Below are 11,798 nucleotides of genomic sequence, written 5' to 3'. Positions count from 1 at the left end.
AATTGATTAAACACGAACTGATTTTCAAAGTGTATAATAGTTACTTGTTTAATATAAGAAAGAAGGAAACCCACACATGTTAGAAAAGACGTTCTACAAACAACTCTTAAGTCGCTCATTCACGATTCCAGTTAAAATCGTCTTCTGGGATGGTAAGAGCGTTACCTATGGTGATGGTGAACCGGAAGTTACCATCACGTTTAAGGAAAAAATCCCAATTCGAGAAATTACGCGGAACGCCTCCATTGCTCTTGGTGAAGCTTATATGGATCACAAAATTGAGATCGATGGCAGCATTCAAAAATTAATTGAATCTGCTTACGAAAGTGCTGATAGCTTCATGCGGAGTTCAAAGTTCCGGAAATTCTTGCCTAAGCAAGGCCACAGCGAAAAGCAAAGCGAAGATGATGTTCAAAGCCATTATGACGTGGGAAATGATTTCTACCGTCTCTGGCTGGATGACACCTTAACTTACTCCTGTGCTTACTTCACCAATGGTAATCATGATGACCTCAAAGCAGCTCAAATTGCCAAGGTCCACCACATTTTGCAAAAATTAGATCCAAAACCAGGTAAAAACCTCCTGGATATTGGTTGTGGTTGGGGAACATTAATGCTTACGGCAGCCAAAGAATATGGTTTGAAGGTCACTGGGGTAACGTTGAGTGAAGAACAATATCAACTTGTCCAAAAGAAGATCAATGATGAAGGGCTTAGCAACGTCGCAGAAGTAAAGCTCATTGACTACCGTGAATTAGGTGATCGGCAATGGGATTACATCACTTCCGTTGGGATGTTTGAACACGTTGAAAAAGAAAATCTAGGCATTTGCTTTAAAGACGTGGCTAAGTACTTAGCTGATGACGGGGTCGCCTTAATTCACGGAATTACCCGTCAGCAAGGTGGTGCTTATAACGGTTGGATCAATAAGTACATTTTCCCAGGTGGCTATGTTCCTGGATTAGCAGAAATGGTTGATCATATTGAAGAAAACCATCTGCAAATTGCGGATATTGAAATGCTTCGTCGTCACTACCAACGCACACTAGAGATTTGGGATCAAAACTTCAATGCACATCGTGACCAAATCACCCAAATGATGGGCGACCGGTTCACGCGGATGTGGGACTTATACCTACAAGCCTGTGCCGCTTCATTTGAATCTGGCAACATTGATGTTATCCAATACCTGATTACGAAGGGTGCTTCTGGAAAGAACCTACCAATGACTCGTGACTACATGCTCAATGAAAAGTAATCACAATAATTAAAAAGGGGCTGTGACACAAACCCGATTACTTTAATAAAAAGCGAACAGCGCAGTACACAAATGGCCTCCAGTGCTCGGCAAAGCCGAACTCTGGAGGCCTATTTGTGCTTGCGGGGGCGTGAAAACGAAGTCATAAATGACTTCTGTCACGCTCCCTTTTTGTATATCGACCGATTTGAATTTCTTTATACCATCTTTTCTAGTTCTGTCTTCACTAACGGAAATTCACGAAAGCCATCCGCCGTTAAAAAGTGCCCACCAGTTGGCCGCAAAATTAACTTTGCTCCCAATTGATTAGCTACTGCTACGCTGTACTGGTATGGAGCAATTGGGTCGTTTTGTGCCGTAATAACCACCGCTTGACTAACTTTGTCCTGTAACTTTTTTAAATCAATCGCTGGTTTCATAAAATCGTCTAATTCTGGATAACTAGGTAGTGGCTGTGCGAACGCCCCCCCCACCAAAATTAACCGGACATTATGCAGTGACTGACGTTGTATAAAGCGCAGTGCAGCAATACATCCTAGGCTATGGGCAACAATCGTTAAATCATCGTCCTTGGTAATCTGATCATCAATTGCCCGATCCCACGCCTGAACATCTGGGTTAAAAGGTTCTGGTAACCACAACCGCTCTAATTGAATTGCTGGTGATACCGCCTGTTCTAACCACGGGAACCAGTCATCATCCCGAGTTGATGTTCCATGAATCAAATATACTTTTTTCATTTTCAAGCCATCCTCTCCATACGAAAAAAGCTGGAGTCATCCCCAGCTAAAAATCTTATTAAACGCCAATCGTGATCGACAATAACCATACTACTCCTAAACCTACAATTACCGACGAAAGCATGGAACGTGTAAAGTATGCTACCAAGCCAACACAAACTGCAGCGATTAAATAACTCGCGAGGCCATATACTATAATCGTATTGCCAAAGAGGTGAAGCTTGTCCACAATTAAATGGTATTTGGAATCAACAAAAATCCCTTTAACCACCAATGCCGTAAATAAACTGACGGGAACGTACTTCATCCATTCGTTAAACCATTCCGGAATTTTACGGTTAGTAAAGAACCGCATCGGAAAGTACCGAGGAATAAACGCCGCTAATGCCGAAAGGACAATGACGATCAGGTGGTATGTCAAATTGTGATGACTAGGTACTAGCGAAGCTAATACTAGACTATTGCTTAAACTAACCATTATTTATCTCCATCATGTAATTCGGAATTGAGTTGTTGTTCTTCATCGGGAGCATTGTCCCCTTCCATATCTTCCACCGTGGTTTTGGTAATCCGCGGTCGCTTAATTTTACCCAAAATCCACGTTTTGTCTGGGTGCTGAGCATACTTCCGGACCCGATTTTCAATTGCAAACCCAATTAATGAAGTGACCAGTGTTGAGAGAATGATTCCAATGGTATTGCGGGTAAGCAACAGGAAGAAAAATGACGTTACAACCGAGAGCAAACAGATCAAAAAGGTAATGTTGTTTTGAATTTGCATCACTATCATGTAAATAAACAATGCTGTCAAGGCAAAGTCAACAATTGTTAAATCAATTGAGACCGCACTTCCGATTAATCCACCAATCAAGTTTCCGCTTGCCCATGAGATCAATGAATAATGTTCAACCATTAATGCATCACGAGTGGACCAATTTTTATCGGTCGCAAATTTAAGGTAGTTAACGGCATAGTTTTCATCATTCATTGAAGCCGAAAATAATAATACCATCCGTTGTGACTCGTTACGGAAGTATTTCGACAAACTAGACCCTAACAGCGCATACCGCAATTCAAGGAAAAATAAAGTCATAAAAATACTTGAAACTGGTGCATCTAATACTAACAATGATGCCAAAATAAATTGCGCACCACCAGAAAAAACCATTATGGATACTAATAAAATTAGTAAAAAGTTCATCCCAGCAGCATGAATCAGAATCCCGCAGGCAACCCCAATTGGGAGGTAACTCAAACATAATGGCATTGCAATTCCAAGATTTTCCAGCCAAGGTTGTTTTTCTGGATTAATTTGATGGGCTTTTTGTTGCAATGAACAATCCTCCAAGATAATGAAGTCAAATTTTACATTGTGATTGACCATGCATGCCAAACACACACATTCCCTATTAGTTTATCATATTTAAATTTAACTTAATATCAATGCAACCACTTACATTAAATTAATTACTAAGGAAATCTTTAAAAGAGACTCGCAAACCAGCCAAATAAGCCTGCCCGCTTAACCTCATTTGTTGGGTATACCCCAAATTGCAGCGGTTGATTATTGATATTCGTCAATTTACGGTACCGTAATTTACCAACTCGGGTATTCTTTTTTAGAGGCGCCTTAATCTTCTGCCCATCCTTCACATGAGCATCTGCGATAAATCGGGCCTTTACCGGTTGATGTTGCGGCTGCCAAACCGTCACCGCATGTTTAGTTTCGACTTGAACATTTTTTCGTTGTCCATGACTAACACTCACGGTTTGTCGTTGCTTCTCCGTTACTGGTTGCCAATTGGCAAAGACTTCTTCATAAAGGGCTTTTGTTTGGCTGAAACGATTATTAGCATGCATTACAACAGTAATAATTCGGTGCCCCTGGTAAGTCCCGGTGGAAACTAGGCACTGACCAGCTTTATCAGAAGTTCCCGTTTTGAGGCCATCAACTTTAACCTTTTGTGGGGCAGCCGCATTACCAGGCAATAATTCATTACTATTCGGATAATCTTTGCCGTCCCAGTGTAACGTTCGTTGTTTAGTGATTTTCAGCACTGTTGAATAATTTTGAATTAAATACCGAGCAACCTTAGCAACATCCCGAGCAGTCATTTGATTTTCCGCGGTTTTTGCAGTCTTTGGTAACTTAAAACTGGCCATATCACCATTTTCTAAACCGACACCGTTATAAAGACGGTAGTTACTCAAGCCAATTCGTTTAGCCATTGCCCCCATTTGCTGGACAAATTGCTGCGTATTGCGCCCTTGGGCCCGTGTTAATGCAATGGTTGCTGCATCACCAGACTTAATCAAGGCCGCTTGTGTTAACTGTTTAACTGTGTATTGCTTGCCAGCTTTCAAAGGAACGTTCGAATAGCCACTGGCAGTTGACAGCTTAGCTTCTGCCGGCGTGATTTTAACCTTTGTTGACCACTTTAATTTTCCAGAACTAATTTCATTTTCAATTACGGCAACCGTTAGTAACTTACTCATTGATGCCACTGCTAATCGCTGATCGCCATTATGGTTATATAAAACCTGGCCAGTCTGCGCATCAACCGCAAAAGCCGCATGGGCATCCACCGTCGCCGCATGCGCAATTGGTAGTTGATTAAAACAGGCTCCACAAACGGTCACCAAGATGATCACGAAACTAACTAGCACTTGTTTAATGTGTTTCATCATTCGATGCTCCTGATTTTTCTTGTTTAGTTGGCAACGTCACAATAAACGCCGTCTGATTATCATTGGATTGAACTTCAACATTACCATGGTGCAGGTCAACCACACTTTTCACGATTGCCAGACCCAATCCAGTTCCTCCCGTTGCCTTCGAACGAGAAGCTTCCACCCGATAGAACCGTTCAAACAGGTGACTCAGGGAATCTGCGGGAATTCGCTCACCATCATTGGCGACCGTTACGGTGACTTGATCGCCGTGTTGAATGGCATCCAAACGGATATAACTAGCCCCATGACCATACTTAATTCCGTTGGCCACTAAATTACTAAAGACCCGTCCTAGTTTTTCGGGATCACCATCAATCACTAATGGTGTGGGAGTTGTTTGCGAACTGACTTCAATTCCGCGATTTTCCCCTTCTAATTCGAAGCTGGCACAAACTTGTTCCAGCAGTTGTCCCAAGTCAACTGGCATAAAATTAACCGGAGCCCCATGTTGCTGGACCTTTGTATATTCAAATAGGTCTTCCACCATATTCTTCATTTGCTTAGCTTTTTCATAGGCAATGTGCGAATACTTAAGAATATCCTCTTCAGAATGATATTGCTTGTCTTCAATTAAGCGTAAGTATCCAATGATGCTCGTTAATGGCGTTCGCAAATCATGACTAACGTTGGTAATTAGTTCATCTTTCGACTTTTCAATTTGCCGTTCATCATTCATGGATTGAACCGCACTATCTACAAGTGCATTTACACTGGTTACAACGTGTTGCGTTCGTCCCTTTAAGCGGAAAGGAATTCGATGATCTAAATGGCCCTGCGCAATGTAATGCAGTTCTTTAATAATATGGTTAATTTGATATTGATGATAACGCCGAAGTAATCGCCACCACACAACAAAAATATCAATTACAATAAAGAGCCCAATGACGATTCGTTGATACGACCAAATCTGCGCTTGAAATGGTCCGATCTTTAACGATTTTTTTATAATAAAAATTCCGCTGGCGACTCCTGGATTATCTTGAATCACATCTTGAATGATCACGATTAAGGCTAAATTAATTAAGATTAATAAAACCACCGTGATAATCCCCTCAAAAAAGAGGGCGCCTTTTTCCCGTGCCGTTAATTTCAAAGTATTTTCCCCGCTTTTTTAAATTCACGCTTTATTATAGCATTTTTCAATGGTTTACCAATTAAAAAGACTGGGGTTAACCCAGTCTTAAATTAATACTAATGTGCTTCAACTTTATAGCCAACACCCCAAACAGTTTCAATAACCTTTTCACCGCCCGTGGCCGCCTCAATTTTGTCGCGCAGGTGGCTAACGTGGACCATTACGGTCTTGGCAGAGACAACCGATTCTTGTTGCCAAACCCGTTCAAAAATATCGTCAGCTGAGAAAACCCGGTTGGGATGAGAAGCTAGTAAGTATAAAATCCCAAACTCTAACGCCGTTAATTGAATTAAATCACCATTAATGGTCTTTACTTCATGCGAATCCTTATTAATTTGGAGTGGACCAACATTGAGGATGTCTGGCTGATCATTGGTCATTTGACCCTCGCTCCGCCGTAGCAATGAGCGAACCCGCGCCATGACTTCAAGCGGGTTGAATGGTTTGGTGACATAATCATCCGCCCCAGTAATTAACCCCTGAATCTTGTCCATATCAGCGGTCTTAGCTGACAATACTAAAATTGGAATCGAAGAATCCTTCCGAATTCGTTTAATAACTTCCATGCCGTCCATTTCTGGCATCATTAAATCTAAAATAACCAATCCAATATCAGGAGTAGTATTTAATTTAGTTAAGGCGTCCTTACCGTTATAAGCTGAAACTGGTTCATAGCCTTCATTCCGTACGTAGATTTCTAGTAACTGAACGATTTCCTTATCATCGTCAACAACTAAAATTTTCATCGTCGCTCCTCCTTTTACGAGAATATAACTGAGATAATTATACACTGTTTAACCTAATAATTCTCAATTCTCCGATGGCCTTAAATATTTATTTAACTTCAAACTGAAAAACAGGATCCGCATTCTACGAATCCTGTTTTTCGATTATCCCATTTAATTATTTGTAGTTTGGTGCTGCCTTCGTAATTTGTACATCATGAGGATGTGATTCCCGTAAACCAGCATTGGTAATTTGAACAAATTGGGCATTGTCAATCAAAGTTTGGATGTCACCAGCACCACAGTAACCCATTCCAGAACGTAAACCACCGACCATTTGGAAAATAATGTCGGCGACATCACCCTTATATTCAACCCGGGCTTCAATTCCTTCTGGGACTAGTTTGTTAGCCTCATTCACGCCACCTTGGAAGTAACGATCGGATGAGCCATGGGACTGGGCCATTGCCCCAACAGAACCCATTCCCCGGTAAGCCTTATACTTCTTACCGTGATCTTCGAAAACTTCACCAGGTGCTTCAGTTGTCCCCGAGAACATGGAACCAAGCATAACAGCATTACCACCAGCAGCCAACGCTTTCACAATGTCCCCAGAATACTTAATTCCACCGTCCGCAATAATGGTCTTGCCATATTCACGAGCTACAGAAGCTGCATCATAAATTGCGGTAATTTGTGGAACTCCAACACCAGCAACTACCCGAGTCGTACAAATAGAACCAGGTCCAATTCCAACTTTCACAACATCGACCCCTGCATCAAAGAGGGCCTTAGTTCCTTCAGCAGTAGCTACATTCCCCGCAATTAACGTAACGTCTGGGAAGTGATCACGAATTTCTGCAATCTTACGTAAAACACCTGCGGAATGTCCGTGAGCAGTGTCAATCACAATGGCGTCAGCGCCCGCCTTCAGTAGGGCTTCCGCACGCTCAAAAGTATCGGAAGTGACCCCAACAGCAGCAGCAACCAGCAACCGGTTTTGATCATCCGTAGCAGCTTTTTCAAAATTACCAGCCAAAGAAACTCCTTTAACCGTGGCAACTTCACCCGCTTGGGCTTGAATGGACATGTTCTTATGAACAACTCCCATCCCACCTTGCAAGGCCATCGCAATTGCCATTGAGCTTTCCGTTACAGTATCCATTCCGGCACTAATGAACGGTACGTTTAACTTAATATTCTTGGCTAATTGAACGCTCAGGTCAACTTCGTTTGGTAAAACGTGACTCTCTGCTGGAATCAAGAGAACATCATCGAACGTTAACCCTTTTTTTGCGAACTTTGTATCCCAATTTGCCATCAATCGACACTCCCTTGTAAATTTTGTTAGTACTTAACCTACTAGGAAATTCATTTCAGGTCAAGGATAAATTTTTAGAATTTATAATTTACCGGCGATTTCGTGGCTGACCCGCAAAAACGTTATTCACGATGTGGAACCGCGTCCGTAAGTATAAGTCAGCCCCAAAGACAACAATCCCTAGAATAATGTATACCCACTTGTTAGTTTGCGGGTTAATGCTATTCGGCAGTAAAGCAGTCAACGTGTAAATACCAATCCAGATTGCAAAGGCCAAGACAATCATCCCGATCCGTGCCCACAGACTCCGTTGAACAACCTTGCCGGTCTTCTTATCCTTATATGGCGCCATAATATTTGCAATGTAACCGAAGAGCAAGCCTCCAGCAATTGCTACAATCAGAATTGCAGTTAATCCCGAACTTCCGTAATGACCATTCGGGCTGAGTGAGCCCGGATTCATGAATGCAATTAAACCAAACATAAAGGAGAAGATGGCAAAGAACATCATTCCATTATCTAACGCCAAGAGCCCAAAGTTGCTCGTTCCTTGAACCGTTGCTTCCTTATTTTTGGGATTCGTCAATTCCTCTGCATAAGCGGTTGGGGTGCCAAACATTGCTTTTGCAGTTTGCCCCTTCTTTTGTCCTGTCTGCAGCTTATTAATTGTGTCATCCAGGTATTCGCTCTTTTTATCAGCAGCAATTCCCTTTGCAGCTAATTGCTTATTAAGTTGGTAAACAAACTCTTCATTTTTACGGGTTAAACCATATTCGCTAAAGGTCTTGCCCGCTTCTTTATTATTTTCTTTAATATATTGCTTCTGCCGTTGACCAGCAGCGGCATTCCGTGGTTGTTCGCTCACAGTGTTACTCCTCTCTATGCTGTCGAATTCCTCAATTAAACGTTGAAACGGAATTCAACAATATCGCCATCCTGCATCACGTAATCTTTACCTTCAAGACGTAGTTTACCAGCTTCTTTAACCTTCGCTGCAGAACCAAGTTCGTCTAAATCACTAAAACTCATTACTTCAGCCCGAATAAAACCACGTTCGAAGTCTGAGTGGATAATTCCTGCCGCCTGTGGAGCTTTAGTTCCCTTCCGGTAAGTCCACGCACGGGTTTCTGGACCCCCGGCAGTAAAGAACGTTTCGAGGCCCAATAGCTTATAAGCCGCGCGAATCAACCGGTTTAAGCCAGGTTCTTTGACCCCTTCCATTTCCAGGAAGTCAGCCTTTTCGTCATCGTCCATTTCGGCAATTGATTCTTCAGCAGCGGCTGCGACACCGATGACTTCACCTTCACCAGCCACGTGTTCCTTGATGGCATCCATGTACTTGTTACTGTCTGGATCAGCCATATCTTCTTCCGCAATGTTGGCAACATAAAGTACTGGCTTGGTCGTTAGTAAGAATAGTCCCTTAACAATCTTTTGCTCATCATCAGAAAAATCAATTGTCCGTGCACTCTTGCCATCTTCGAGCACCGGCTTAATCTTATTCAAAACTGCTAATTCTGCCAGAGCATCCTTGTCACGACCCTTGGCTGCTCGTTGTACCTTACTGAGCCGATTATTGACAGACTCCAAGTCAGCCATAATTAATTCCAGATTGATGGTGTCAATATCTTCAATTGGGTCAACCTTACCCGTAACACTGGTAATGTCGTTATCATCAAATGCCCGAACAACGTGCACGATAGCATCAGTTTGGCGAATATTTTCCAAAAACTTGTTCCCAAGACCTTCCCCTTTGGAAGCCCCTTTAACAATTCCGGCGATATCCGTGAATTCAAAGGTGGTTGGGACGATCTTTTTAGCGGGAATCAATTCGTTAATTCGGTTCAAACGTGGATCCGGAACTTCGACCATCCCAACATTCGGATCAATCGTAGCAAATGGGTAGTTTGCCATTTCGGCACCAGCCTTCGTAATCGCGTTAAACAGTGTGGACTTCCCCACGTTTGGTAATCCAACAATCCCTGCAGTTAATGACATTTTCTTTTCACGTTCCTTTTTTAATTTTCTTGGTCTGCTTTTTCGAGAACTTTCTTCATTCGTTTGTCAAAGTTATAACGACTCATCATCACGATGTGCCCACAACCCGTACATTGAATTTTAATATCCGCACCAACACGAATAATTTGCCAGCGATTCGTACCACACGGGTGCTGTTTCTTCATCATTACAATGTCGTTTAGTGCGTAATCTTCCATTATGATCACTCCTGTCCTAATCAAACGAAATCCCGAGTAATTCCAAAATCCTAGTTAAATCATCAGCAGAAGTATACGGAATTTCAATCTTTCCAGTATTCTTTTTTGCTGATGGGGCCACCGCCACTTTGGTTCCGAACTTACTTTGCAGCTCATTTTCAGCTTCCCGCAAGTATGGTGACTTCCGATGCTGAACCTTCTTTTTGTGGTTCTTATGACCATGATCATTATTCATTGAAGCCACTAAATCTTCCAATTGACGAACCGTCATCCGGTTAGTAATGGCCTTCCTAGCGACCGCTGCCACCTTCTGCTTATCTTTAAGGCCCAGTAGTGTCCGTGCCTGACCCATAGAAAGTTCACCGGCTTGTAAGGACTGTTTGACACTTTCAGGAAGGCTCAACAAACGTAAATAATTGGCGATGTACGGCCGACTTTTACCAAGCCGCTTGGCAACTTCTGCCTGGGTAAGCATCAACTTATCCATTAATGTTTGGTAAGCTTGCGCCTCTTCTAGTGGGGTCAAATCTTCCCGTTGCAGATTTTCCAAGACCGCAACTTCCATCATCCGTTCATCATCAAAGTCCCGGACAATGGCAGGAATCGTTGTCTGCTTAGCTAATTTAGAAGCCCGATAACGCCGTTCACCAGCGATAATTTCGTACCGCTCGATTTGCGAATCTGGCTGGCGCACAATGATTGGCTGAAAAACTCCAGATTCACTAATCGATTTAGCTAATTCCTTTAACGCCTTTTGGTCAAAAATGCGGCGAGGCTGGTACGGATTAGGGCGAATTGCTGATAGTTTGAGATCCACAACATTCTCGCCCGTCTGCGCTTCTTCTAAATTGTTATCCTCAAACAGGGCTTCAATGCCCCGTCCCAGTCCCATCTTCTTATTTTTCGTCATGAGCAGCCAACACTTCCTTTGCTAATTGTTGGTAAACCTTGGCACCCGTTGACCGTTTATCGTAATCAATGATGGCCAGGCCATGACTGGGCGCCTCTGATAAACGAACATTCCGTGGAATAACAGTCTCATATACTTGGGAGCCAAAAAAATTTTTTACTTCCGCATTGACTTCTTGACCAAGGTTAGTGCGTTTATCAAACATCGTCAATAAAACTCCCTCTATCTTAAGGTCCTTATTGAAATGTTTCCGAACCAGCTGAATCGTATTGATTAATTGACTCAAGCCCTCCAAAGCATAATATTCACTCTGAACTGGAATCAAAATGGAATTGGCAGCTGTAAAGGCATTAATCGTTAGTAATCCCAGCGAAGGCGGGCAATCAATTAAAATATAATCATATTGATCCTGAACGTCAGCAAACCCATCCTTTAACCGGGTCTCCCGAGCCATCATAGAAGTTAACTCAACTTCTGCACCTGATAGTTCGATTGTCGTTGGTGCAATATCTAATCCCTGATGACTGCTTGGCTGAATGACCGCGCTCAATTCCACATCATTAATTAGTACATCATAGACACTCTGCTCAATCTTCTTTTTATCAATGCCCAGTCCACTGGTGGCGTTACCTTGTGGGTCTAAATCAATGAGCAAAACCCGCTTGCCAGCATCCGCCAAACAGGCCCCCAGGTTGACACTGGTGGTGGTTTTACCAACCCCACCTTTTTGATTAGCCAGTGCGATTACTGTTCCCATCGTG

General features: G+C 42.6%; 13 protein-coding genes. 1 reads left to right on the top strand and 12 read right to left on the bottom strand.

The features are described 5' to 3' along the window. Nucleotides 1-76 precede the first annotated feature (76 nt). Nucleotides 77-1,258, top strand: a complete 1,182-nt coding sequence (locus AC1EKL_RS06120; RefSeq protein ID WP_480188900.1) for a class I SAM-dependent methyltransferase — start codon at nt 77-79, stop codon at nt 1,256-1,258. 197 nt (nt 1,259-1,455) lie between these two features. On the opposite strand, the gene AC1EKL_RS06115 is transcribed toward AC1EKL_RS06120, so the two are convergent. The 12 genes from AC1EKL_RS06115 to AC1EKL_RS06060 form a co-directional block, all read right to left on the bottom strand. Beyond that, nucleotides 1,456-1,998 carry an RBBP9/YdeN family alpha/beta hydrolase gene (locus AC1EKL_RS06115; protein WP_480190242.1) on the bottom strand — a complete coding sequence of 181 codons (543 nt, stop codon included), beginning with the start codon at nt 1,996-1,998 and terminating at the stop codon, nt 1,456-1,458. Between the two features lie 58 nt (nt 1,999-2,056). Further along, the gene (locus tag AC1EKL_RS06110; protein WP_480188898.1) at nt 2,057-2,476 is read right to left on the bottom strand and encodes an AzlD domain-containing protein; all 420 of its coding nucleotides are present in this window, start codon (nt 2,474-2,476) and stop codon (nt 2,057-2,059) included. Further along, on the bottom strand, nt 2,476-3,264 hold the full coding sequence (locus tag AC1EKL_RS06105; RefSeq protein ID WP_480190246.1) for an AzlC family ABC transporter permease: 789 nt from the start codon (nt 3,262-3,264) through the stop codon (nt 2,476-2,478). Before AC1EKL_RS06105 ends, AC1EKL_RS06110 begins: the two co-directional genes overlap by 1 nt. 215 nt (nt 3,265-3,479) lie before the next feature. Continuing rightward, complete coding sequence (locus AC1EKL_RS06100; protein ID WP_480188897.1) at nt 3,480-4,685, bottom strand: D-alanyl-D-alanine carboxypeptidase family protein; 1,206 nt, start codon at nt 4,683-4,685, stop codon at nt 3,480-3,482. After that, on the bottom strand, nt 4,669-5,823 hold the full coding sequence (locus AC1EKL_RS06095) for a sensor histidine kinase (protein WP_480188896.1): 1,155 nt from the start codon (nt 5,821-5,823) through the stop codon (nt 4,669-4,671). Before AC1EKL_RS06095 ends, AC1EKL_RS06100 begins: the two co-directional genes overlap by 17 nt. A gap of 98 nt (nt 5,824-5,921) precedes the next feature. Continuing rightward, nucleotides 5,922-6,611 (bottom strand): response regulator transcription factor CroR, encoded by a 690-nt coding sequence (gene croR, locus AC1EKL_RS06090; protein ID WP_040456265.1) that lies wholly within the window; start codon nt 6,609-6,611, stop codon nt 5,922-5,924. A 157-nt stretch (nt 6,612-6,768) separates the two neighbouring features. Then, nucleotides 6,769-7,911, bottom strand: a complete 1,143-nt coding sequence (guaB, locus tag AC1EKL_RS06085) for an IMP dehydrogenase (RefSeq protein WP_006917559.1) — start codon at nt 7,909-7,911, stop codon at nt 6,769-6,771. Nucleotides 7,912-7,999: 88 nt separating this feature from the next. Further along, nucleotides 8,000-8,776, bottom strand: coding sequence for a DUF1129 domain-containing protein (locus AC1EKL_RS06080; protein WP_480190241.1), 777 nt, complete (start codon nt 8,774-8,776; stop codon nt 8,000-8,002). Between the two features lie 35 nt (nt 8,777-8,811). Next, on the bottom strand, nt 8,812-9,909 hold the full coding sequence (ychF, locus tag AC1EKL_RS06075) for a redox-regulated ATPase YchF (RefSeq protein WP_480189981.1): 1,098 nt from the start codon (nt 9,907-9,909) through the stop codon (nt 8,812-8,814). A 20-nt stretch (nt 9,910-9,929) separates the two neighbouring features. Beyond that, nucleotides 9,930-10,127: a DUF951 domain-containing protein gene (locus AC1EKL_RS06070; protein WP_006917556.1), complete on the bottom strand. Its 198-nt coding sequence runs from the start codon at nt 10,125-10,127 to the stop codon at nt 9,930-9,932. 16 nt (nt 10,128-10,143) lie between these two features. Continuing rightward, on the bottom strand, nt 10,144-11,037 hold the full coding sequence (locus AC1EKL_RS06065; RefSeq protein WP_480188892.1) for a ParB/RepB/Spo0J family partition protein: 894 nt from the start codon (nt 11,035-11,037) through the stop codon (nt 10,144-10,146). Further along, a complete protein-coding gene (locus tag AC1EKL_RS06060; RefSeq protein ID WP_480188891.1) occupies nt 11,024-11,794 on the bottom strand; it encodes a ParA family protein in 771 nt (256 codons plus the stop codon). Before AC1EKL_RS06060 ends, AC1EKL_RS06065 begins: the two co-directional genes overlap by 14 nt. Between the last annotated feature and the right edge of the window lie 4 nt (nt 11,795-11,798).

Source organism: Limosilactobacillus sp. C0001E2 (assembly GCF_056590915.1).
Note: the sequence above shows the minus strand (reverse complement) of the source record. Positions and strands in the feature narration are given on the sequence as shown.

What these genes read in the sequence shown, in the direction of transcription:
- AC1EKL_RS06120 (WP_480188900.1), top strand. Translation starts at nt 77, where the DNA reads ATGTTAGAAAAGACGTTCTACAAACAACTCTTAAGTCGCTCATTCACG.
- AC1EKL_RS06115 (WP_480190242.1), bottom strand. Translation starts at nt 1,998, where the DNA reads ATGAAAAAAGTATATTTGATTCATGGAACATCAACTCGGGATGATGAC.
- AC1EKL_RS06110 (WP_480188898.1), bottom strand. Translation starts at nt 2,476, where the DNA reads ATGGTTAGTTTAAGCAATAGTCTAGTATTAGCTTCGCTAGTACCTAGT.
- AC1EKL_RS06105 (WP_480190246.1), bottom strand. Translation starts at nt 3,264, where the DNA reads ATGCCATTATGTTTGAGTTACCTCCCAATTGGGGTTGCCTGCGGGATT.
- AC1EKL_RS06100 (WP_480188897.1), bottom strand. Translation starts at nt 4,685, where the DNA reads ATGATGAAACACATTAAACAAGTGCTAGTTAGTTTCGTGATCATCTTG.
- croR (WP_040456265.1), bottom strand. Translation starts at nt 6,611, where the DNA reads ATGAAAATTTTAGTTGTTGACGATGATAAGGAAATCGTTCAGTTACTA.
- guaB (WP_006917559.1), bottom strand. Translation starts at nt 7,911, where the DNA reads ATGGCAAATTGGGATACAAAGTTCGCAAAAAAAGGGTTAACGTTCGAT.
- ychF (WP_480189981.1), bottom strand. Translation starts at nt 9,909, where the DNA reads ATGTCATTAACTGCAGGGATTGTTGGATTACCAAACGTGGGGAAGTCC.
- AC1EKL_RS06070 (WP_006917556.1), bottom strand. Translation starts at nt 10,127, where the DNA reads ATGGAAGATTACGCACTAAACGACATTGTAATGATGAAGAAACAGCAC.
- AC1EKL_RS06065 (WP_480188892.1), bottom strand. Translation starts at nt 11,037, where the DNA reads ATGACGAAAAATAAGAAGATGGGACTGGGACGGGGCATTGAAGCCCTG.
- AC1EKL_RS06060 (WP_480188891.1), bottom strand. Translation starts at nt 11,794, where the DNA reads ATGGGAACAGTAATCGCACTGGCTAATCAAAAAGGTGGGGTTGGTAAA.